The sequence below is a fragment of the Nocardia sp. NPDC004568 genome, from assembly GCF_040609955.1.
Lineage (GTDB): Bacteria > Actinomycetota > Actinomycetes > Mycobacteriales > Mycobacteriaceae > Nocardia.
This window is the reverse complement of record NZ_JBEXLL010000040.1, coordinates 39569-59093: the sequence shown is the minus strand read 5'-3', so window position 1 is coordinate 59093 and position 19525 is coordinate 39569. Positions and strand designations below refer to the sequence as shown.

The 19525-nt window shown below is 68.0% G+C and carries 20 protein-coding genes and 2 pseudogenes; 11 read left to right on the top strand and 11 right to left on the bottom strand.

The features are described 5' to 3' along the window. Positions 1 to 47 precede the first annotated feature (47 nt). The 3 genes from ABZV91_RS19015 to ABZV91_RS19005 form a co-directional block, all read right to left on the bottom strand. Positions 48 to 905, bottom strand: a complete 858-nt coding sequence (locus ABZV91_RS19015; protein ID WP_355243106.1) for an alpha/beta hydrolase family protein — start codon at positions 903 to 905, stop codon at positions 48 to 50. Positions 906 to 2070: 1165 nt separating this feature from the next. Beyond that, positions 2071 to 2454 carry a nuclear transport factor 2 family protein gene (locus ABZV91_RS19010; RefSeq protein ID WP_355243103.1) on the bottom strand — a complete coding sequence of 128 codons (384 nt, stop codon included), beginning with the start codon at positions 2452 to 2454 and terminating at the stop codon, positions 2071 to 2073. 161 nt (positions 2455 to 2615) lie between these two features. After that, positions 2616 to 3737 (bottom strand): class II histone deacetylase, encoded by a 1122-nt coding sequence (locus tag ABZV91_RS19005; RefSeq protein ID WP_355243100.1) that lies wholly within the window; start codon positions 3735 to 3737, stop codon positions 2616 to 2618. 341 nt (positions 3738 to 4078) lie between these two features. Between ABZV91_RS19005 and ABZV91_RS19000 the strand changes: the two genes are divergently transcribed. Both ABZV91_RS19000 and ABZV91_RS18995 read left to right on the top strand, forming a co-directional pair. Next, a complete protein-coding gene (locus ABZV91_RS19000; RefSeq protein ID WP_355243097.1) occupies positions 4079 to 5230 on the top strand; it encodes a hypothetical protein in 1152 nt (383 codons plus the stop codon). Between the two features lie 566 nt (positions 5231 to 5796). Then, positions 5797 to 6294, top strand: coding sequence for a hypothetical protein (locus ABZV91_RS18995; protein WP_355243094.1), 498 nt, complete (start codon positions 5797 to 5799; stop codon positions 6292 to 6294). Between the two features lie 259 nt (positions 6295 to 6553). Here the strand turns inward: ABZV91_RS18995 and ABZV91_RS18990 are convergent, their stop codons facing one another. Next, positions 6554 to 7051, bottom strand: coding sequence for a VOC family protein (locus tag ABZV91_RS18990; RefSeq protein WP_355243091.1), 498 nt, complete (start codon positions 7049 to 7051; stop codon positions 6554 to 6556). Between the two features lie 29 nt (positions 7052 to 7080). After that, on the bottom strand, positions 7081 to 7938 hold the full coding sequence (locus ABZV91_RS18985) for an NAD(P)H-binding protein (protein ID WP_355243088.1): 858 nt from the start codon (positions 7936 to 7938) through the stop codon (positions 7081 to 7083). 107 nt (positions 7939 to 8045) lie between these two features. On the opposite strand from ABZV91_RS18985, the gene ABZV91_RS18980 reads away from it, so the two are divergent. Continuing rightward, the gene (locus ABZV91_RS18980) at positions 8046 to 8462 is read left to right on the top strand and encodes a helix-turn-helix domain-containing protein (RefSeq protein WP_355243085.1); all 417 of its coding nucleotides are present in this window, start codon (positions 8046 to 8048) and stop codon (positions 8460 to 8462) included. A gap of 167 nt (positions 8463 to 8629) precedes the next feature. Here the strand turns inward: ABZV91_RS18980 and ABZV91_RS18975 are convergent, their stop codons facing one another. Then, positions 8630 to 9343: a GNAT family N-acetyltransferase gene (locus ABZV91_RS18975; protein ID WP_355243121.1), complete on the bottom strand. Its 714-nt coding sequence runs from the start codon at positions 9341 to 9343 to the stop codon at positions 8630 to 8632. Between the two features lie 123 nt (positions 9344 to 9466). On the opposite strand from ABZV91_RS18975, the pseudogene ABZV91_RS18970 reads away from it, so the two are divergent. From ABZV91_RS18970 to add, 3 genes and pseudogenes are all read left to right on the top strand, one after another. Continuing rightward, positions 9467 to 9571: pseudogene (locus tag ABZV91_RS18970) on the top strand (GntR family transcriptional regulator); the annotation flags it as partial. A gap of 54 nt (positions 9572 to 9625) precedes the next feature. Beyond that, positions 9626 to 10276: a hypothetical protein gene (locus ABZV91_RS18965; RefSeq protein ID WP_355243082.1), complete on the top strand. Its 651-nt coding sequence runs from the start codon at positions 9626 to 9628 to the stop codon at positions 10274 to 10276. Positions 10277 to 10627: 351 nt separating this feature from the next. After that, positions 10628 to 11830 (top strand): adenosine deaminase, encoded by a 1203-nt coding sequence (gene add / locus ABZV91_RS18960; RefSeq protein WP_355243079.1) that lies wholly within the window; start codon positions 10628 to 10630, stop codon positions 11828 to 11830. A 24-nt stretch (positions 11831 to 11854) separates the two neighbouring features. Here add and ABZV91_RS18955 read toward each other — a convergent pair whose 3' ends face one another. Next, complete coding sequence (locus ABZV91_RS18955; protein WP_355243076.1) at positions 11855 to 12178, bottom strand: hypothetical protein; 324 nt, start codon at positions 12176 to 12178, stop codon at positions 11855 to 11857. A gap of 105 nt (positions 12179 to 12283) precedes the next feature. Beyond that, the gene (locus ABZV91_RS18950; protein ID WP_355243074.1) at positions 12284 to 12649 is read right to left on the bottom strand and encodes a hypothetical protein; all 366 of its coding nucleotides are present in this window, start codon (positions 12647 to 12649) and stop codon (positions 12284 to 12286) included. A gap of 306 nt (positions 12650 to 12955) precedes the next feature. Between ABZV91_RS18950 and ABZV91_RS18945 the strand changes: the two genes are divergently transcribed. Then, complete coding sequence (locus ABZV91_RS18945; RefSeq protein WP_355243118.1) at positions 12956 to 13849, top strand: oxidoreductase; 894 nt, start codon at positions 12956 to 12958, stop codon at positions 13847 to 13849. A gap of 138 nt (positions 13850 to 13987) precedes the next feature. Further along, positions 13988 to 14398, top strand: coding sequence for a PPOX class F420-dependent oxidoreductase (locus ABZV91_RS18940; RefSeq protein WP_355243071.1), 411 nt, complete (start codon positions 13988 to 13990; stop codon positions 14396 to 14398). 120 nt (positions 14399 to 14518) lie between these two features. On the opposite strand, the gene ABZV91_RS18935 is transcribed toward ABZV91_RS18940, so the two are convergent. Then, positions 14519 to 15046: a DUF1990 domain-containing protein gene (locus tag ABZV91_RS18935; RefSeq protein WP_355243068.1), complete on the bottom strand. Its 528-nt coding sequence runs from the start codon at positions 15044 to 15046 to the stop codon at positions 14519 to 14521. 367 nt (positions 15047 to 15413) lie between these two features. On the opposite strand from ABZV91_RS18935, the gene ABZV91_RS18930 reads away from it, so the two are divergent. After that, complete coding sequence (locus tag ABZV91_RS18930; protein ID WP_355243065.1) at positions 15414 to 15974, top strand: GNAT family protein; 561 nt, start codon at positions 15414 to 15416, stop codon at positions 15972 to 15974. A 13-nt stretch (positions 15975 to 15987) separates the two neighbouring features. Here ABZV91_RS18930 and cynR read toward each other — a convergent pair whose 3' ends face one another. Then, positions 15988 to 16863, bottom strand: a complete 876-nt coding sequence (gene cynR, locus ABZV91_RS18925) for a transcriptional regulator CynR (RefSeq protein WP_355243062.1) — start codon at positions 16861 to 16863, stop codon at positions 15988 to 15990. Positions 16864 to 16966: 103 nt separating this feature from the next. On the opposite strand from cynR, the gene ABZV91_RS18920 reads away from it, so the two are divergent. Both ABZV91_RS18920 and ABZV91_RS18915 read left to right on the top strand, forming a co-directional pair. After that, positions 16967 to 17752: an ankyrin repeat domain-containing protein gene (locus ABZV91_RS18920; protein ID WP_355243059.1), complete on the top strand. Its 786-nt coding sequence runs from the start codon at positions 16967 to 16969 to the stop codon at positions 17750 to 17752. 108 nt (positions 17753 to 17860) lie between these two features. Then, positions 17861 to 18286, top strand: a pseudogene (locus tag ABZV91_RS18915) (DoxX family protein). Positions 18287 to 18361: 75 nt separating this feature from the next. On the opposite strand, the gene ABZV91_RS18910 reads toward ABZV91_RS18915, so the two are convergent. After that, positions 18362 to 19513: a hypothetical protein gene (locus tag ABZV91_RS18910; protein WP_355243056.1), complete on the bottom strand. Its 1152-nt coding sequence runs from the start codon at positions 19511 to 19513 to the stop codon at positions 18362 to 18364. Between the last annotated feature and the right edge of the window lie 12 nt (positions 19514 to 19525).

Genomic DNA, 19525 nt, shown 5'->3' with positions numbered 1-19525 from the left:
GCCCCGCCGGATACCGGCGGGGCCCGCGAAACCGCGGCCGCGGTGGGTCAGGAGGTCAGCGCACCGGCCAGCAGTGGCCAGGATCGGTGCAGGTCGTCCTGCCAGTACCCCCACGAATGGGTGCCGGAGGGACGGAGGTCGTAGACGATATCGGTCCGGCCGAGCTCCTGGGTGCGGCGCTGGAGCGCCCGGGTGCAGTAGTCGACCGCGGCCTCGATTCCGCCGCCGATGAGCAGCTGGTTCCACAGCATCCGCTGATCACCGTCGAGCCGCGGATCGTCGGCGCTGTCGTATCGCCCGGCCAGCCCGGTACCGCTGGTGATGTACATCGGGATATCGGGGAGCCGATGGGCCTGCAGGTACGGATCGTGTTCACGCCATCCCGGGCCGTCGCTCGGGCCCCACATGTTCTCGGGGTCACCGCGGCCCAGACTCACCACCAGGGTCACGAACGCTTGACCCAACGGGTCACTGGTCATCGCACATCCGCTGTAGGCGGCGGCGGCGTGGTAGAGGTGAGGCGCGCGGATGGTGAGGTCGAGCACCGAGGTCGCGGCCATCGAGATCCCCGCGATCGCGTTCCGGCCCGTGGTACCGAAAGCGGAATCGATGACGGGCGGTAGTTCTTCGGTGAGGAAGGTCGCCCACATGTTCCGGCCGTTGTTGCCCAGTTTCGCGGCCAGGCCGGCGTCCTCCTGCTGCCAGTCGGTGTAGTAGCTGAAGGCCCCCTCCTGGGGGATCACCACATTGACGTGTTCGCCGGCGAAGAATTCGGACACGTCGGTCTGCGCGGACCAGGTCGCGGCGTCTTCACCACCGCCGGCACCGTTGAGCAGGTAGAGCGTCGGCGCGGGGGTATCGGTATCGGCCGGGCGCAGGACCTGCAGCGGGATATCACGCCGCATAGCGGGTGAGTACACCGTGATCTCGACCCATCGTCCGGTGCCGGGCGCGAGCGAGACGATATGCCCCGCCGGTGTAGCGGCGGCGCGCGGTGCCGCACCGAGGACGAGAACGAATAGTATTGCCAGCAGATATACCGGCGACGTCCTGCTTCGTGGAGTCATCAATTCGTACACGTGGCTTTCGAGCACGGGGTCCACCCGTCGCGATCGGGTGGACCCCCTTTCCGAACGGCGACCTATTTTCCGGGTGCGGGTGTGCCCCCGCTCAGGGTGATCAGCGCGTTGACGATACTCGTGCCGACACCTCCGGCGCTGGCGGTGCCCATGCCCAAAATTTCCATGAGAGAACCCATGTCGTGCTCCTTGCAGTGTTGAATTATCGGAATTCCGAGCGGAATTTCGGTGAAAGTGGATGTAGCGTTTGCCGAATCAGGCAACGCTTCCCTGGAGGGAACCGATGAAAACATCGAGGAGGCCGTCACCTGCGACGGCCGAACCGAGTGCCGGAATCAACGCCATGAGCAGATCGCTCAACGAACCCATAGTGAACTCCTCGAGAGGGTTGAGACGTCCTCACGGATACGACTTACGCCGGGAAGGACGGCCACAGCCGCAGTGTCCGGCAGTGACCCAGGCAACATAACAAGCGACCAGTTTTCCCGCAACAAATTCCTCTGAATTCGAGTTACACAAAGCTGGCAATCGATCAGCAACCATTCGCGATGCGCTGCGAACTCGACCGGACACCCGAGGTGTGATACGCGACGGGGCCGGCCTGAGTCGCCGAATGCACAGTCGGGACACGAGGAACCGGCACCGGCGGGCGCAGCAATCCGCGGGTGTCTGGGTCGGATACCCCACCGGAATACACCGGCGCCGCGCTCCTACCGGCCGGCCCGGCTCACCCACCGGCTGCGCGCTCCTGTTGCGGCACGCGGGGCGGATCGGATCACGAGCCCCCTCCGGGGTATCGACGGGAACGACACCCGCGCGAGGAGGCCCGGCACACCGACAGACGATGGGTGCCCGGCGAAAAGGCCCATTCACAACGCGGCCGCCGGCCGCACCGGGACCGAGAGCGGGAAACACAAGGCGCTGATATGGCGATGGCTCGGACCCCATCGGTCCGAGCCATCGACGTATCAGCGCACTGTGCGCGGTGGACTCAGGCGAACACCTCGGAGAGATCGCCGTAGAGCCGCTGTTCGGTGCACTGGGTGTCCGCGTCGAAGCTGGCGTACACCGCCCCGGGGATATCCAGCTCCTTACCGCTCTTCAGCCAGTAATGGATACGGATCTCGAAGGTCACCTCGGCGGTGCCGTCCGCGGCGATCTGCGGCTCCATCCAGTGGAAGATGGTGTGCCGGATCGCGGTGGTCTGGTCGAGCACGTACTGGATGGAGGCGGCGGCGGCTTCCCGGCCGACCACGGGTTCGGCATTGGCGAAGGTCAGCTTCACGTCGTCGGTCATCAACTGCACGGCGTCGGCCAACCGGCCGGAGTCGATGTGCTCGTAGTATTCCTCCACGGCCTTCCGTACGGACGTCATCAAACCACTCCTTGCTGAGTTTCCCGAATAGGGAACGGTTTTCGATTACTGCGAGCACACAGTAACGGAAGACCACCTCGTCCGCCGGGGATCGCGAGACGCGCTGGTTCACGGTCCGGCAACGGTTTTCAGGGCCGGCGGCGCGTCTGCAGGCCCACGGATCACCGCGCCTCGGCCGGGGCCCCGAGCGAACCGGACACTGCCGCCCGGATCGCCGCGGCTTCGTGCTCCAGCAGCACATCGCCACCCTGCGTGGCGACGATCGGACTGTACGGGTCCGGCTCGTACGGGTCGCCGAGCATTTCGCGCAGCACCGCCAGCCCGCAGAACGGAACATAGTGCGGGCTGTAACCACCCTCCTGGACGAAAGCGATCCGCCCCTCGCAGAGTTCGGCCGCTACATCGAGCACACGGCGGGTGAGCTGGGCGAATCCGGCACTGGTGACCATCTGACGGGCCAGCGGATCCATCATGCTCGCGTCGAAACCGGAGGCCACCAGGATCAGCTCGGGCCGGAACTCGCGCAGTGCCGGCAGCACGACCTCGTCCATGGCGTGCACGTAGGCTGCGTCACCGCTGGCCGGTGTCAGCGGGATATTGATCGAGTAGCCCTCGCCCGCGCCGGTACCCCGTTCCTCCAGGTAGCCGGAGTTCGGCGGGAAGCACAGGTGCTGATGCAGCGAGATGGTGAGCACCGACGGGTCGCTGTACCAGATCTCCTGGGTGCCATTGCCGTGGTGCACATCCCAATCCACGACGGCCACCCGTTCCAGCCCGAGGACGTCCTTGGCGTAGGCGGCGGCTATCGAGACATTGTTGAAGATGCAGAACCCCATCCCACCGGCCCGGTACGCATGATGACCCGGCGGGTTGACCAGCGCGTAGCCGGTGTCGATGGTTCGCGCGACCACCTGATCCACGAGCTGGATCGCACCGCCGGCGGACAGCGCCGCGATCTCGTAACCGCCGCGCCCGAACGGCGAACAACCGTCACCGGCGTCGCCGCCTTTCGGCTGCAGGCTTTCTTCTTTGATCCGGGCGAGATGCTCGGCGGTATGGACGCGGAGAATATCGGCTTCGGTGGCCGGAACCGCCCGCACCGGTCGCAACCGGTCGAGCAAACCGGAGACGGCGACCAGTTCGTGGAACCGGCGTTTGGTATCGGGGTGGGCGAGATGGTGACCTATCGGCTGGAGTCCGGTGGTCGCATCGGCGGGAAACAGACTTCCCGAACCGGTGTCGGCCCATCCGAACACCGTGTTCCAGACATATCCGATTGTCATGGTCGAACTCCTTGGTATCCCGCTACCCGTTCGCACGGGTGCCGGACGGCAAACCGCGCGCAATCGATCGACAGCGCCCGCTCATCGAGCCACAACCGATCCCCGGCCGCAACCGGAACGCGATACCTGCTGCCACCGGACCCTGCCACGAGCGGTCCACCCGCGCGACCTGCGAGCACGAATCCGGTTGGTACCCATCACCAAGGGCGGCCTGTACGTTCCCATGCTCGGGATGGTTCGAGACCACCGCGGGCAGCGACGCGTCTCCTATGCGTCGCGATCAATCGAGAAAGCCGTCTCGGCTGCCGATCCGACATCAACTCCGAAGCAGGCTGTGGACGGTGGGTTCGGTTTCCGCATCCCTACAGGCCGCGGGCCGCGCAGTCGACATCGCGTTGCGCGAGGCGGCGCGGAAGAGTCGGGCAACGTATCGCTCGACCGGTGCGGAGTTGCGATCCGCGGCCGGTCGGCTACGAGATATCAATGGCCGGTCGGCGCTGAAGATCGGCGCCTTGGCTGCCGCGACCGGAACAGGTCTTGTCGTCCTTCACGGCGATGAGAAGGAGGAGTACGCAGTACCTCCTCGTCGAGGAACCGCCGAAGACGCGAAACGGATCAACAAGTGGTGGAACTCGCTCTCTTCCGCCGAGCAGGAGAAGCTCCTGCACAAAGAACCCGAGCGAATCGGCAATCTGAACGGCATCCCGGTAGCGGTCCGCAGCGAGGCGAACAAACGTGTCAGGAACGCCGATATCCAGCGGGTGGAACGAATTGCCGACGCCGAGGGCGTATCGGCCGAAGCGGTGGGATACTCTGCCGGCGCCATGGTCGTGGCGGACTCAGCGGCAGCGAGTCGATTGCAGGCCGACGATGTTGTGTTGCTCGGGCCGATCAATGCCGATCAGGCGCGAAGTGTGTCCGATTTCCACCTGGGTGATCGCGGAAACGTGTATGTCGGGCAAGCCTCCGACAACCTGAATTCCTCCGGCGGACACTTGATTTCGAATGTCGTTGCTGGTGGTTCCAATCCGCTCGACCCGAATTTCGGAGCGACCCGCATCAAAGCGGAAGCACCGGAGACCGCGCAGTACTCCTCGCCGATCGGCTACAGCGACCAGGCCCATCTGCACTACTTCACCGCCGGCAGTGAGTCACTGTATTCCACGGCGTTGATCGCGTCCGGTAATGCCGACCGCCTGGGAATGAGGGCCGATCAGATCGATGAGCGCCCATTCTGGCCGGACGACGACCCCGAAGCAGATCGGGCGTGCGAGACGATCACTATCACTCGCCCGAGTAGCCGCGCGCCCACCTGGTCCCGCCGCGGAACCATCCCATCCCCGCGGAACGACAGAACGTCGCGTGCACGAACCCGCCGGGTTCGCGGTCCGTGCCGGTCGTCGCCCCGGCGCGGCCGGGCCGCACTGTCTTCGTACGTCCCACAGCGGGGCGGCGGCCGAGTATCTCGGATTTACCGGCCGCCGCCCCGGTAGCTATCGACGAGACAGGCGGCGCGAACTCATCGGTACCGCCGAAATTCTTTCGAAAGCGGGGATCTGCCCGCCGTGGAACGGCGAGAGCAAGTCCGCGATTCTCTCGGTCGCCGGTATCTCCTACGCCTACGACGATTCCGCGGTCCCGGGTGCGAAGGTGATCGACGATTCGGTGCGGATCGGCGGGCAGGCGCTGAACGAGGTCGTGACCTACCCGGTGGCACCGATGATTTCCGGGCCGCCGGCGGGGACGGTCTCACGGTCTTCACCCGCGGCACCGATACGGCGGTCGGTCCCACCGCTCTCGACGCATTGGAGACCTACCTGCACGAGGGCCGCGCCCGAGCCCCGCCTACAGCGTCGGTGAATCGGGTATCGCACGTCGCGAAATACCGGGTGAGCGTCCTCGGCACGTGGATATCGGCAGGTAGGCGCGGCGTCTTCGGAGGCACTCGCCGACCCGACCGGCCTGCCACGGACCGCCCGCGGCTCCCCGTAGGGTCCGGAGTGCTCGATCCGCACGCGTACCACTTCCCACCCGTTCACCGAGAGAGAAGGGGTTACACATGTCGATCCGCACCACCGCCACCGCCGCGCTCGCCGCATTGGCCGTCCCCACCGCGGTCGCCCTCGCGGCTCCGGCGGCCACGGCCCAGCCCGCCGAGGGAGCCGTGGATCAGCAGGACAGTCAACCGGGACTCTTGGGTCTGCCGGGCCTGGTCGACCTCCTGGCCGGCCTCGGTCTGCAACTCCCGGAGGGCGAGGAAGGCGAGCAGGAACCCGGCGACGACCGACAGCTCCCGGGCGACACCGACCAACAGGCACCCGGTGACACCGATCGACAGCTCCCGGGTGATACCGATCAGCAGGGCTCCGGTGGCGTCGACCAACAGAGCCCCGGCGGCGTCGACCAGCAGAGCCCCGGCGGCGTCGACCAACAGGCACCGAGTATCGACCAGCAGAGCCCCGGTGGCGTCGACCAACAGGCACCGGGTATCGACCAGCAGCAGGCGCCCGCCATCGATCAGCAGGGCGCCGCGCAGTACTACGGCCCCGCGGCGTAGCGCCGGAATCGGGATCGGTTCATCAGCCGCCGCCGGGCGGGCGCGGGGCCCCGCCCGGCGGCACTACCCGCCGCGCCGGCGGTGACGACGGACCCGGGCGAGCGTGGACGATATCGACGAGGAAAGGTTCCCGCGGCGGGCCTCGCTCCTCGGTGCCTACTGGATACGGGCCCGCCCGTCCGCGCCCGCACCGACTACTCGGCCGCGACCGCCGACGAGCCGCGCGCCGGATCAAGCGACCGGCGCCGGCCTGCCGCGATCAGGTCGGTGAACCCGCCGCCGCACCCGTCGCCAGGTCCGCGCCCCAACGCTCCACGGCCGCATCGAGGTCCAGGTGGCGGGGCCGCATGTCCTCGGTATCGGGCCAGTCGGCGCGGGGCACCCGCCACATCACCTCGAACTCGTTGCCGTCCGGATCTTTCGCGTAGAACGATTTGGACATCAGATGGTCCGAGGCGCCGACGAGCGCGTCCCGGGAGCGCAGGCGGCGCCCGGCTTCGGCGAGTTCGCCCAGGGTGCCCACCTCCCAGGCCAGGTGGTAGAGGCCGACGCTGCCGGATTGCGGGCCCGGGGCGCGGTCACCGAGCGCGAACAGCCCCAGGTCGTGGTCGTTCTCGGTTTCCGGTGCCCGCAGGAAGGCGGCCCGGCCGGGGATGAGGTGAGCGACGACGAATTGCAGGGTGGAGGTGTAGAAATCGACTGCGCGGTCCACATCGCGGATGTAGAGAACGGCGTGGTTCAGCCTGCGTACGGCCATGGCGGACCCTTCTGTGCGTATCGCGGAAGTCAGAGCGCGGCGACGACGGCGTCGTGCAGGGAGGTGGCGGGCCGGCCCAGCAGCTGAGCCAGCTCGGGGGTGACGGTGGCGAGCGCGCCCTCGGCGATCCGCGTGTCGGCGTCGACGAGTAGTTCGACCAGGAAGCCGGGGAGGCCCGCACCGGTCAGTATTTCAGCGTACTGCGCGGCGGGAAGGTCGGTGTAGGTGACGTTTTTTCCGGAGACGGCCGTCGCTTCGGCGGCGAGATCGGCCGGAGTCCAGGCCGTGTCGCCGGTCAGCTCGTAGGTTCTGCCCGCCTGGTTCTCGGGCGAGGTCAGGACGATCGCGGCGGCCTCGGCCAGATCGGCGCGAGTGGCCCCGGCGATGGCACCCCGCCCCGCGGCGCCGACGAGGGTGCCGCGCCGCACCGCATCGGCGAGGGTGGCGGTGTAGTTCTCGGTGTACCAGCCGTTGCGCAACAGGACGGTGGGCAGGCCGGCCGCGGCGAGCCGGGACTCGGTGTCACGGTGGACCCGGGCCAGGGACAGCGGGTTGGTATCCGCCTCGACGATCGAGGTGTAGGCGACGAGCCCGGCCCCGGCCTGTACCGCGGCGTCGACCACGGCGGCGTGCTGGACGAGCCGGAGGTCGTCGGGACCGTTCGCCGAGACGAACAGCAGTTTGTCCGCGTCGGCGAACGCAGGAGCGAGGGTTTCGGGCCGGTCGTAGTCGGCGACGCGCACCGTCACGCCCCGCGCCGCGAGATCACCCGCCTTGGTCTCGTCGCGGACCGCCACCGCGAGTTCCGCGGCCGGTACCCCGCGCCGCAGCAGGGCCTCCACGGCGAGGCGGCCGAACTTTCCGGTGGCACCGGTGACGACGAACATGTCGAACTCCTTCAGGGGTCGGGTACGCGGATCCGCCCACCAAAGGTACACGGTGAATAGTTAGTGCAAACTATTGGTAAGTGCCCTCCGGTGGTTACCATTGCGGTATGGACGTAGCGGATCCCTCTCCCCCGGACACCTCGACCGCGGCGTTGCCCTTCGATGTCTTCGCCAAGGCGTGCCCGTCGCGGCCGGTACTCGAACACCTCACCGGACGCTGGGGCACCCTCGTGCTGGCCGGCTTGGCCGACGGCCCCCTCCGCTTCGGTGACCTGCGCCGCCGGATCGACGGCGTGAGCGAGAAGATGCTCGCGCAGACGCTGCAGCAACTGGAACGCGACGGTTTCGTCCATCGCGAGGTCCGCCGTGCCATCCCGCCCCATGTCGAGTACAGCCTCACCGGGCTGGGTGCCGAGACCGCGCCACGGCTGCTCGACCTCATCGGCTTCCTGGAAGCGCGCATGCCCGAGGTACTCGCGGCGCAACGACGCCATACCGAGGCACGCACCGACGCCGCTCCCTGACCGGCGCCACCACCGCGGAATCGCCGGGCCGGTCACGACCGGAAGACGGCGCACGCAGCGGCTCCCGGGACTTCGGGCGCCTGTGCGCGAGGCACGACGGAACCACCTTCTGGGGTGGAGTTTGCCGAGTCGGACCGTCGAGCGGGACGAGAACGCCTTCCCGCGGTTCAGGCCAGGTCGATGCGCATTTCGATCAAGCGCAACTCGGGTTCGGAGAAATGCGGCCCGGAGTCCCCGGTCGGCCGGAACCCGCTGCGCAGGTAGAGGTTCACGGCGTGCTCGTTGTTCTCTCGCACCCAGAGCGTGACCGCCGAACACTCGTGTCTCCGGGCCCATGTCAAGGTGGCCGCCATCAACTGATCGCTGATCCCACCGCCACGCGCGTCCGGGGAAACCCATACTGCCTTCATCTCCGGGACGCGGGGGTCGTCGCCGTGCAGAAGCCGGATGCGCCCCACCGGCCTCCCGTCCCGGAAGGCCACGAACGACTCGAGTCTGTCGAAGTCGGCCAGGAATTCCCTTTCGGTCTTCTTCTCCATGTCCGCACGGCGCGACGGGAAGTCGAGTCCATCATGGTCGGCCATGGCCAAGGCGATCTCCCTGTTGATCCGCCATTCGTTCGGCTCCAACCGGCGTATCGCTACCGGGTCGGCCGGTCCGGTGTCACCGGACGGGCGCGCGAGCACCGCACGACCGGATGGCTGCGGATGGTGGCCGACCCCTTTCGCGGCTTCGTCGGCCGCGTCGCCCACCTCGTCGGCCGCCTTCCGTAGCCGACCACTGAATTCCGAATTGGTCTTGCGATGCAGCTGGGCGAGACCGTCGATCGTGTTCTTCACGCCCTGGAACAACTGGGCTCTGGCCCGGGACCACCCCGACACCGGAATCCTTCCGCCGCACGAACGGTGCCTACTGTACTGGTCTGAGAGGTTGGGAACGCGGGCCGCTGGTGGGTGTCCACCGAGTGCGGTGTGGCCGCAGTGGTGGGTGGCCGGACCGAATCCGTGCTCGAACGCGTCTCCTACGACCCCGGCCGCGTCCCCATCGAACACCGCCGCTCCCTGTACCGCGGCGACCGCATGACCTTCACCGCCATCCAGACTCCCTGAAATGGTTCCGCGCGGCATCGATACACACCGATGAAGCATTGATAGCTTTCGCGCATGAAATCGAGAAGAGCATGCGGTGGCACCCTGTCACTCGTCGCCCTGATCGCCGGCCTGCTCGTCGTGTCCCATGCCGCGGCAGCGCCCGATATCGAGTTGACCGTCGCGGAGCCGGTGCGACGCGGCCCGGTACCCGTGATCGCCAACGGATTCCCCGGCGGCAGGTTCGCCCTGCGCAACGAAGAAGCCCGGCTGTGCCTGGCCAGCGAGCCCGGCCGGTACTACGAATTCGACGGCACCTGGCAGCAGCGGGAGTACACCCGGGGCAGCGACCGGGCGAGCGTCACCACCGATCCCGGCCTGGCCATGCGCGGCTGTGACGGGTCGGTGCGGCAGGGCTGGTTCTTCGACTCCAGTGGCACCACCACGTTTTCCGGCGCACACAACCAGCTCGTCAACCTCGTCGCCGAGCAGTCCCGTGGATACTTCGCCCTCTCCTACGGCAGCACCCCCTTCCACGGAGGTACCGATGCGCGGCTGGTCGGCGCCGCGTCGACTCTCGCGGTGAAATGGCAGATCGAGGACGGTTACCTCTTCGAGCAGGGATATCCGAAATCCGTACTCACCTACCTGCCCGAGACCGGGGCACTGAAGATGACTCCGCGCGGGGGTCCGTACCAGCGCTGGCAGCTACAGGCGACGCCGTAGCCCGGCCCGCCGCCGGTCGGGCCCGCAGACCGGCCGGCGCCCTCCCCGAGTAACCTCCCGCGCGCCGCGGGCCGTACTCGGGACCTACGACGCCGATCACTTCACCGTCTACCGCCCACCGGTGGTGGAGCAGATCGTCGCCGACCAGATCAGCTTTCTCACCACCTTTCTCGCACGTCCACGCACCGTGACAACTGACGAGCCCGCGGCCGGCCGTTCCACTAGAGTGCCGAACCGAGGCCGGCAGGCCGTGGCGGAAGTGCAGAGGGTGGCGTCGTGCTGATCCGGTCGGAGGAGATCACGCAGGTCCTTCGACAAGCCGCCCGGAATCTGAGCGGTTGCTTCACGAGAATGGAGGGCCCTGGTGCCATCCACGGCATCAGGCCGTTCGCCCGGCGATTCGAGATCGCGTCCGCCGAACTCTCCCGTTCCGACAGAGGTTTTCGGCCTCTCTCCGGCTCCGACGACCCCGCGCGCTCCTCGCCGGCGCGTTCGAACCGCCGGCCCGACGAGGACGCCGGCGGCGGTCCCGGTGGGGCACAGCTGCCGCGTAGTGGCTCCGCCGACCCGTATCCGAAGATCGAACTGCATGTCCATCTCGAGGGCACGATCCGGCCGGCGAGACTGCTGGACATGGCTCGTCGCAACGGGGTGGCATTGCCCGCGGACAATGTCGAGGCGCTGTCCGCACTGTATCGGTACCGCGACTTCGACCACTTCCTGGAGATGTGGCGCACCACCACCGGCGCGATGCGCACCGAGGACGACTTCCGCCGGGCCGTCCTCGATTACGCCCGCGAGGCGAAGACGCACGGCGTGCGGTACATCGAAGCCACCTTCTCACCGATCAATCGCAACAAATGGGACGGCATCCCGTATCCGGCGATGTTCGACGGTGTCACGGACGGCATCGCCGCGGCGGCCGAGCAGTACGGTGTCACCGTGCGCGCCATGCCCAGTCTGATCTGGGGAGTCGAGCGCGACCTGGCCGAAGAGTGCGCGCAATGGGCCGTGCGCTACCGGGACCGGGGCATCGTCGGGCTGGACGCCGGCGGCAATGAATCGGCGCGCGGCGACGTCTCGGAGTTCGACCGGGCGGTGGCCATCGCCCGTGCCGGCGGATTGGGAATCGTGCCGCACGCGGGGGAAGCCGGAGGGGCGCGCGCCATCCGGGATGTCCTGCGCTGGAATCCGGACGGGCTGCAGCACGGGATCGCCGCGGCCGGCGATCCCGCCCTCATGGCCGAACTCGTGGACCGGGGAACGGTACTCCGGGTGACCCCCACTTCGAACGTCGCCACCCGCGTCGTGGCGGATATCGCCGAACATCCACTCCCCCGGCTGCGCGAGGCCGGTGTCCGCTGCAGTATCGGTACCGACGACCCGGCTCTGTTCGGCACCACCCTCGGCCAGGAATACGAGCTGGCCGAGCGACTCGGTATCAGCCCCGCCGCCGCCTACCGAGCCGGCGTCGACGGATCCCTGTGCGACGACGCCGTGCGGCAGCAACTGCGCGAGGTCGGCGACACGGCGTTCGGCGATTCACCCGGCTGACCGCACAACGGATACCGGCGCCGATCAGAGACTTCCGGACATCCGCCCGTACACGATCAACAGCAGCACATCGAGAGCGGAGATGGCCAGCAGGGCCAGCCACTGCCGGGGCCGGTCCCGGCGCATCACCACGAACGACCCCGTCACACCGAGGAGGCCGGCGGCGCAGTACCCCAGTTTCCAGCCGAGGCCGTCCGAACTCAGACCCATCACGGCGATGATCGAGGACAGCACGAGAGCCGCGACCATCAGTTCATTGCGCAGCCATCCCTCGTCGAGCAGTGCGACAGCCCGCTCGATCGCGGCGCCCACACCGCCCGAACGTCTCGCGCGACGTATATCCCCCATCTACACCCCTTCCGCCTGCTGTCGCGCCTCACGCGACAGGTCTGTGTCTGCCTTCCGGTCCGGAATACGAGATATCCCCGCCCGCCGCGGCGCCCGGGCTGCCGGTCACAGCACCGGGCAGACGGAGCCGAGGTTCAGGCCGGGGCCGACCTCCACCTGCAGAGACTGTTCGCTACCGAGGTTCACGGCGTGCAGTTCGTGCGTACCGGAGACCTCCGGGGTCCATTCCGCGGTGACGGTGCCGGACGCGCCGACGCGGATGGCGCCGGGCGGATCGAACGAACCCTGCTGACTGTCGTAGAAACTGACGAACTCCCCGGGCTCGGCCGTGGCCGTCGCGGTATAGGTGCAGTGGGTGCCGTAGGGCGCGGGCGAGCTGCCCGTGCCGCTGCCCGGCGCCAATTCGAATTCGGTGATCGCGGCGGGCGCCGCGGGCGCGGTGGCCACGAACGCCACAGTCAGCGCGCCCACGGTCGACGCCGCGGCTGTCACAGTCCTGCGAAAGCGATACATCGACAACCCTTTCCAGTGCCAACGGATCGAACGAACTGCTGGTACCACCTGGTCGAGAATGCTCGGGCGGAGGGCCGAGCCGGGGTATCCCGCGCGCGTACGCGGCCCCGGAGAACGCGACCCTCACGCTACCCGTCCGCCCCCGCGACATTCGGCGCTTCCGGCCATTTCGCCACTGACGTCGTGATGTGCGGTGGCGGCGTAACCGCAGGCACCGCACTATTTCCCCGGTCCCGCGCCTTACACGGGCACCCGCGCTACCGTCTGGAGATGAGTTCTTCGCACTGGACCGCGGCCGACCTGCCCGCCTTCGACGGCCGCACCGTGATCGTCACCGGCGCCAACAGCGGCGTCGGATTCGGCACCGCCACCCTGCTGTCCCGGGCCGGCGCGCACGTGGTGCTGGCGGTCCGCGATATCGGCCGCGGTAACGAGGCCGCACGCCGGATCGGCGGCAGCAACGAGGTGCGGCGGCTCGATCTCGCCGATCTGGCATCGATCCGCGAGTTCGCCGACGAGTGGGCAGGTGAGATCGCGATCCTGGTGAACAACGCCGGGGTCGCGATGGTGCCCGAGAGCCGGACGAAAGACGGCTTCGAAATGCAGTTCGGCACCAACCATCTCGGCCATTTCGCGCTCACGAATCGGCTCCTGCCCCATATCACCGACCGCGTCGTCACCCTGGCCTCCGGGGCGCACAAGGTGGGCACCCTCGATTTCGACGACCTGGACTACGCCGAGAGCGGATACGGCGCGGTGAAGGCCTACGGCCGTTCCAAACTCGCGAACCTGCTGTTCACCCTGGAACTCGAACGCCGGCTCCGGCAGGCGGGATCCACGGTCCGCGCGATGGCGTCGCATCCCGGGTACGCGGCCACCGAACTCGGCACCGCCGACCGCAACAGATTCCTGGTCGGCATCGTGCACCTTGCGGGCCGCTATCTCGCGCAAACCCCGGAGAAGGCTGCCCTGCCCACGCTCTTCGCCGCCACCCAAGACCTGCCGGGCGCGAGCTACGTCGGACCCGACGGCCGCGGGGAAATGCACGGATACCCGACCCTGGTCGGACGGTCGGCGCAGGCCAGCGATGTGCGCACGGCGCGGCGGCTCTGGGAGGTCTCCGAGGAACTCACCGGCGTCCGCTTCGGCCTGTCCTGATCCGCTCGGGATTCTTGCCGGGGCCGGTGCGTTGCGACCCGGCCCCGGCGACCGTCCGCGACATAATCGGAATCTCGACGATCGCCGTGCGGGATCGATCAGCACGGGATCTCCGGACTCGCCACGAGGAGGTTCCCGATGTCGTTCACCGAGGAAGAGGTCGCCTACCTGCGCTCCCAGCCGCTCGCGCGGGTGGCCACGGTGGGCCCGGAGGGGCAGCCCGATGTGGCGCCGGTGGGCTACGAGTTCGACGGCACACATATCTACATCGGCGGTCACGATCCGGCGCGGACCAGGAAGTATCGCAATGTCGAACGTGGCAACACGAAGGTCGCCGTGGTGATCGACGACCTCGTGTCCGCCGACCCCTGGACCCCGCGCTACCTGCGCGTCTACGGGACCGCCGAACTCGTGCGGCGTGCGGGGCGGTTCGGGACCGCCGTGTATATGCGGATCACGCCCACGGTGTCCTGGAGTTTCAACCTGGCCGGCCGCCCGTTCGCACCCGGCGATGTCCAGGTGCGGCGCACCGTGCACACTCCGGCCTGAGCACGCCGCGGTAGCGATACCCGTTCGCCGGTCCTCGATCATCGACGGTGCCGACCGCCCCGTTCTCCGCCACGCCCGAACCGATCCGGCCGCCCGTCGGCGCCGGGCACCGTGTCGGATTCATCGCCGCCGTGGTGTCCGGCGCAGCACCGCGAGGTAAGCCGCCGCGGCCGCCCGCTGCGCCGGCACGGCCAGGGGCCCACCCAGGCGCATGAACCGGGTCGCGGGGCGGGAGAACGCGCTGACCACGCCGTACACGACATCAGTGGCCCTGTCGTACTCGACGGCGAACAGTTCCTCCCCGCTCATCGGGTGCCCCGGCAGGGTGCCGTAGGCGAACCCCATCCGGTCCGGCTCGTCCAGTACATACACCACTCGGCACGGCGCGCGCAGGCCGAACCGGCCGATACCGAGCAGGACGGTGACCGCCGTGCCCGGCTCGGCCACCGGCGTACCCGCCTCCCGGAGAATTCCCAGCCCGCGCTGTATCCGGTAGTGCAGCACCGCCGCGCCGAGCCGCCGGAATTCATCCTCGCCGGAAGCTATCCGGCGACGTACCCGCAGGTGACGATATCCCGGCGGTAGCTCACCGCGGGTCGCGCCGAGCTCGGAGTAGGTGAACGCGGGACCGCCCGACGATTCGCTCATAGCCCGATCCTCGTCGCCGCGGACCGTCGACGCGAGACCGGCACCCGAGACGCTACGGAGAGACCGGCTGCAGCACGAGCCCGCGAGCCGACCGAGCGGCCGGCTGCCGAGGCGATCGGCAACGCCACCGATCGCCCTCGACCGGCCATCGGAATGATCGACCATGAGCGCCCGCAGTCGCGTCTCGGCCTGGGGTCGGCATCCCGGCCCTGAGCCTGTATTCATCGGTGGACCCGGCCCACCGGTGCATTCACGATTCGATGATGCCTCATCGGGCGTTTTTCCTGTAGCAAATGAGGGCGGCAGCCGGTCCGGACGCCGGGAAATCCGGTACTCGGACCGCCGGACGGTGTCGTAGCGTCGGAAGGTGCCGCCCATTCCCTTTCCGGACCCCCCGCTGCGTGATGACGAGGTCGAGCTGCGCCCCTGGCTCGAAAGCGATCTCACGCAGCGGTTCCGCGCCTTCACCGACCCGCTCTGCCGCCGGTTCTCGTGGCCGCTCACCGAGCCGCTCACCGAAGCGCATGTGCGGAAACGATTCACCGCGGAAGAACCGGCGCGGCTGCGGGGCGAAGAACTGTGCCTCGCGATCACCCACGCCGCCGATCCGACGGATATCCGGGGCGGCGCCTCCGTGTACGACGCCGGTAGGTCCGAAGGGCGGATGGCGATCGGATACTGGCTGGCACCGCATGCCCGGGGGCGCGGTGTCGCCACCCGCACCCTGCGCCTGCTGGCCGGCTGGGCGTTCGACGCGCTCGCTGCCGAACGCCTCGAACTCACCTGCGGCCCGGACAACCTCGCATCCCAGCGGGTCGCGCTCCGGTGCGGGTTCGTGCGGGAGGGGCTGCTGCGCTCCCATATCCCGTTCCAGGGAGCACGGCGGGACACGGTCGTATTCGGCTTGCTCCCGGGAGAGTTGACGTAGCACAGCCCGCGCGTCAGGCGATCTCCGCGGCCACGGCCGCGAAGGCGCACGCCGCCGCGGAGTGATAGGCGGTCCGGCGGCGGAGGAGTTCCACCGTGCGGGTGGGCGGAGACGGGGTGAGCGTCACCGGATGCAGGTCGGGGTGCGCCTGGGCGATGGCGTCCGGGAGGACGGTGGCCAGCGAACCGCGGCGAACGATCTCCAGCAGAGCGCTGATCGAATTCGCCTCCACCCCGATCCGCGGTGTGATCTCGCATTCGGCGAAGTACCTGTCGATGTGCAGGCGGGTCGCGAAGTCGCCGGTGAGCAGACCGAGGGGCTCGCCGGTGAGCCGGTCGGCCGGTAGGGAACGCGAGGCGGTCGCCAGGCGGTGTCGCGAACCGACGACGAGAACGAGTTCCTCGGTGAACAGCGGTGTGTGTTCGATGCCGGCGGCATGGTCGCCCGCGAAGGCGATACCGAGGTCGATCCGGTCGGCCATCAGATCCGCCTCGATCCGGTCCTGGGTGGTTTCCCGGATATTGATCACGATCCCCGGGTGCGCGGACCGGAACCGGTGGACGAGGGGGCCGATGAGGTAGCTGGTGAAAGTGGGGGTCATCGCGATGCGCAGCCGGCCGCGGGACAGATCCCGGACATCGTGGACCGCGCGTTCGGCGGCGTCGAGATCCCGCAGCGCGAGCCGAGCGTGCTCGGTGTAGGCCTCGCCGGCATCGGTGAGCCGAACCCTGCGGCCCGAGCGGTCGAGCAGGTGCACGCCCAATGCCCGTTCGAGCTGTTTGATCTGCTGGGAGAGTGTCGGCTGCGAGATGTGCAGCGCGTCGGCCGCGCGGGTGAAGTTGCCGTGGTCGACGACCGCGAGCAGGTACCGGAGGTGCCGCAACTCCATCCAGTAACTATAGGTCACATCTATAGAGATGATGAGAACTATCTCTTGGACACTATCCCCCTGTTGGGCATTGTTGATTCGACCGACCGGCGAGGAGGAATCCATGATGCGCACCGTGCGCCCCGGCGCGGCCTTGTGCGCGGCGCTCGCCGCCCTGTCCCTCGCGGCTGCGGCGTGCACAACGGAGCGAACCTCGGCCGCCGAGTCCACCGCGGTCACCGATCCCTCCCGATCGACCCCGCAGCCGGCGCCGCGACCACCGGTCGCCGACCCGGCCCTGGACGCCCGGCTGATGTGGGCGGCCGCGAACAACGACGCCGGACAGGTGCGTGAACTCCTCGCCCGCGGAGCCGGCCTCGAGACCCGCGGGGAACAAGGCCGGACCCCGCTGGTCGCCGCCACCAAGAATCGCGCCACCGCCGCCGCGCGGGTCCTCATCGAGGCGGGCGCCGACGTCGACGCGAAGGACGACCTCCAGGACTCGGCCTTCCTGTACGCCGGAGCGGAGGGCATAGACGACATCCTCGAGCTGACACTGAGCCACGGCGCCGACCTGCGCAGCGAGAACCGCTACGGCGGCACCGCGCTCATTCCGGCCGCCGAACACGGCCATGTGACCACCGTGCGGCGACTGATCGAAGCCGGTGTGAATGTGGACCACATCAACGACTCCGGCTGGACCGCGCTGCACGAATCCATCGTGTACGGCGACGGGTCGTCGCGCTGTCAACAGGTCGTCACCGCCTTGCTCGCGGCAGGCGCGGACCCCTCGATCCCGGACAGCGCCGGTCGCACCGCACTGGACAACGCCCGGCGGCTCGGCCAGTCGGCCATCGTCGAGCTCCTGTCCGATGTCCCGACCACCGGGACGAACGACGAACAACGCTGAGCTCCCCGCGCCGGATCTCCTCCGATGCGAGAACCCCGCCCGACAGTCACCGCCTCGACCGCGGCCGGTGCCGCACTCTCCACCACTTTCCGAGAAGGACCCCCGGTTGTGACCAACCTCCGCAACCTGCTGATCCTGCTGGCCAGAGTCGGATTCGGTGTCGTGTTCCTCGCCCACGGATGGCAGAAGATCGTGACAAACGGTATCGACGCGACTCAGCGGGGATTCGAATCAATGGGCGCTCCCCTGCCCGAAATTTCGGCGATCCTGGCCGCCGCCGTCGAACTCGCCGGGGCGCGGGCCTGATACTCGGTGGCCATCACCCCGATCTGGGCGGTACTGCTCTTCGCGGATATGGTCGGCGCCTACCTGATCAAGCATATGGGCAACGGCCTCTTCGTGAACAACGGCGGCAGCGAACTGGTCATCGGACTCGGCGCGGGTGCCCTACTACTGCTGTGCACCGGCGCGGGCCGGTTCAGTGTGGACGGGTTGCTGGGGGATCGAGTGCCGTGGAACCGCATCGAGTACTGATCCGATCTCCATACGCACCACACTCCTCGGTCACCGACCTCCGCCGGGTGTCGAGCCGCACCCGGCGCTGTCGCCTTACGCGGCGGGAAGCCGACTGACCGCACTGTCGGCGAACGCCGGTACATTCGGTGCGACCTTATCGAAATGGATGATGCCGAACTGCGCGAAAACAGCTGTGCCGGAGTCGATCTGTTGCTGTATCAATTCCGCCGCGTGTGCGTCGCGGCGCATATTGCATGCCAGAGCAACCTTCTGCACGGGATTCTCGGCGATTCCGGTAACCCCCGGGTCGTTGGTTTCCTTCATGAGCCAGTCCTCATCGGTCTTTCGGAACACTCCGGAGAAACCGGTATGAGCATAGTCGCGTGCCATCAGATCGGTGAACGCCTTCCGGGCATCGGCACCCGGAGGAAGGATGTGGGCGAACATATCGAGCGCCTCGTTCAGATGCGCCGTCATATCGAGGCCGGTCCGCTCCTGAGCTGCCAGCCCTTGCGGCATCTGCCGGAGGACGTAATACCCGAAGACATCCTCGGGCCGGTGATCGGCGCGTAGGCCACGAACCTGATCGGCCAGATCTTCCTCCATCGAGATGGGCTCTACTCCTTTTTGTCGCGCTGCAAAGGCGATGGCGCCGACCTCGCCTCGATCGGACTCGAACGCTGACCTGGCATCTCCGGCCTGCGGCGGCACCCGGCCCTCGACGATAACAACGCGTTTCTTACCCTCGGTCGCCGCGAGCCAGTCCGTCAGGCGCTCGATCAACGCCCGGCTCTGCGGCAGGTCGTAGATCTTGTAGTGCACCGTCCCGACGAATACGGAATCCCCGGCGGACACCATCAGGTGCGGGCGCTCGTTCGCCGAATTACCGGCGAGCCGGAGTTGGGTTTCTCCCGCGAGCTCGTCGGTGACCTCGAGTCTTTTCTCCTGGGATCCGTCGAAAGTGTCCGCCCCCGTCCGCAATACGGTCCCGTGGTCTTCGGAGTGTCGCGACAGCGTCCGGCCGATCTGCAGCCCCGCCTCCGTCAGCCGATCCCGCGCCCGCCCGAGACTGCGGGCAACCTCGCCGAAACCTGGCACACGCACCCTTCTCACGTCGGCCGCACACCGTGCGCCGTCATACCGGAATCGGCCCGTCCTTCTCAGTTCAGCGACGAGGGGAATCCGCGCTACTGCCGGTTCCCGCGCTTCCGATGCCGTTCGACAACTGTAGAGAACAACCGTCACCGCCGCCGCCAG

Excerpts from the sequence above, each read along its gene's own strand:
- ABZV91_RS18985 (WP_355243088.1), bottom strand. The coding sequence starts at position 7,938 with ATGTTCGTCGTCACCGGTGCCACCGGAAAGTTCGGCCGCCTCGCCGTG.
- ABZV91_RS18940 (WP_355243071.1), top strand. The coding sequence starts at position 13,988 with ATGTCGTTCACCGAGGAAGAGGTCGCCTACCTGCGCTCCCAGCCGCTC.
- ABZV91_RS19005 (WP_355243100.1), bottom strand. The coding sequence starts at position 3,737 with ATGACAATCGGATATGTCTGGAACACGGTGTTCGGATGGGCCGACACC.
- ABZV91_RS18980 (WP_355243085.1), top strand. The coding sequence starts at position 8,046 with ATGGACGTAGCGGATCCCTCTCCCCCGGACACCTCGACCGCGGCGTTG.
- add (WP_355243079.1), top strand. The coding sequence starts at position 10,628 with ATGGAGGGCCCTGGTGCCATCCACGGCATCAGGCCGTTCGCCCGGCGA.
- ABZV91_RS18920 (WP_355243059.1), top strand. The coding sequence starts at position 16,967 with ATGATGCGCACCGTGCGCCCCGGCGCGGCCTTGTGCGCGGCGCTCGCC.
- ABZV91_RS18990 (WP_355243091.1), bottom strand. The coding sequence starts at position 7,051 with ATGGCCGTACGCAGGCTGAACCACGCCGTTCTCTACATCCGCGATGTG.
- ABZV91_RS18995 (WP_355243094.1), top strand. The coding sequence starts at position 5,797 with ATGTCGATCCGCACCACCGCCACCGCCGCGCTCGCCGCATTGGCCGTC.
- ABZV91_RS19010 (WP_355243103.1), bottom strand. The coding sequence starts at position 2,454 with ATGACGTCCGTACGGAAGGCCGTGGAGGAATACTACGAGCACATCGAC.
- cynR (WP_355243062.1), bottom strand. The coding sequence starts at position 16,863 with ATGGAGTTGCGGCACCTCCGGTACCTGCTCGCGGTCGTCGACCACGGC.
- ABZV91_RS19015 (WP_355243106.1), bottom strand. The coding sequence starts at position 905 with ATGCGGCGTGATATCCCGCTGCAGGTCCTGCGCCCGGCCGATACCGAT.
- ABZV91_RS18955 (WP_355243076.1), bottom strand. The coding sequence starts at position 12,178 with ATGGGGGATATACGTCGCGCGAGACGTTCGGGCGGTGTGGGCGCCGCG.
- ABZV91_RS18965 (WP_355243082.1), top strand. The coding sequence starts at position 9,626 with ATGAAATCGAGAAGAGCATGCGGTGGCACCCTGTCACTCGTCGCCCTG.
- ABZV91_RS18935 (WP_355243068.1), bottom strand. The coding sequence starts at position 15,046 with ATGAGCGAATCGTCGGGCGGTCCCGCGTTCACCTACTCCGAGCTCGGC.